1 protein-coding gene is annotated in these 1,070 nt (G+C 68.7%); it reads left to right on the top strand.

The genetic code is table 11. From position 1 onward, the window contains the following. Positions 1-121 precede the first annotated feature (121 nt). The coding region (locus tag ACZ4SV_RS36395; protein WP_468011458.1) for an IS481 family transposase at positions 122-1,070 on the top strand (949 nt) is incomplete at its 3' end.

The following is a 1,070-nucleotide window of genomic DNA, read 5'->3' as shown; positions in this document are numbered from 1 at the left end:
TGTTCTGTCCGGGGAGGTTGTGGACGGGTGAGCCAGGTCTCGGCTGAGGGATCTTGAACAGGTGAGGGCCTTCCGGTTCGGTGTGGATTGCGACATCTGCACCGAACGACGAAAGGCCCTCGTGCCCCACCGTAATGCACCCCTGACCGAGACCGGACGCCTGCGCCTGGCCCGCTGCGTCGTGGACGACGGCTGGCCACTGCGTCGGGCCGCGGAACGCTTCCAGGTCTCACCGACCACGGCCCAACGCTGGGCCGACCGCTACCGGACGTTCGGTGAGGCGGGCATGACTGACCACTCCAGCCGCCCGCATGCCAGCCCGCGACGCACCGCGACCCGCACCGAGCGCCGGATCATCAAGGTCCGCGTCCTGCGCCGGTGGGGACCGGCCCGCATCGCGCACCTGCTGCACCTGGTGCCCTCGACCGTCCACCGCGTCCTTACCCGCTACGGCCTGGCCCGCCTCGCCCACCTGGACCGGGCAACGGGCCGTGTCATACGCCGCTACGAACGCGACCGGCCCGGCGAACTCATCCACGTCGACATCAAGAAGCTCGGCAACATCCCCGACGGCGGCGGCCACAAGGTCCTCGGCCGGCCCGCGGGCCGCAAGAACCGCCGGAACGCCGGCTACAGCTACCTGCACACGGCCGTCGACGACCACTCCCGCCTGGCCTACAGCGAAATCCTCACCGACGAGAAGAAAGAAACCGCCACCGCCTTCTGGACGCGGGCACACATCTTCTTCAGCCAGGCCGGGATCACCGTCGAGCGGGTGCTGACCGACAACGGCTCCTGCTACCGCTCACGCGACTGGCGCGACCTCATGACAGCGGCCGGGATCGCCCACAAGCGCACCCGGCCCTACAGGCCTCAGACGAACGGCAAAGTCGAACGCTTCAACCGCACCCTGCTGGACGAATGGGCCTACGCCCGCCCCTACCGCTCCGAGACCGAACGACGGCAAGCGTTCCCGCAGTGGCTGCACACCTACAATCACCACCGCGGACACACCGCGCTCAAGGGCCAACCACCCGCCAGCCGCGTCCCCAACCTCACAGGGCAATACA

This window comes from Streptomyces sp. NPDC027672 (genome assembly GCF_055566335.1).
The sequence above is the reverse complement of the archived record's forward strand: the minus strand, read 5'-3'. Positions and strand labels throughout refer to the sequence as shown.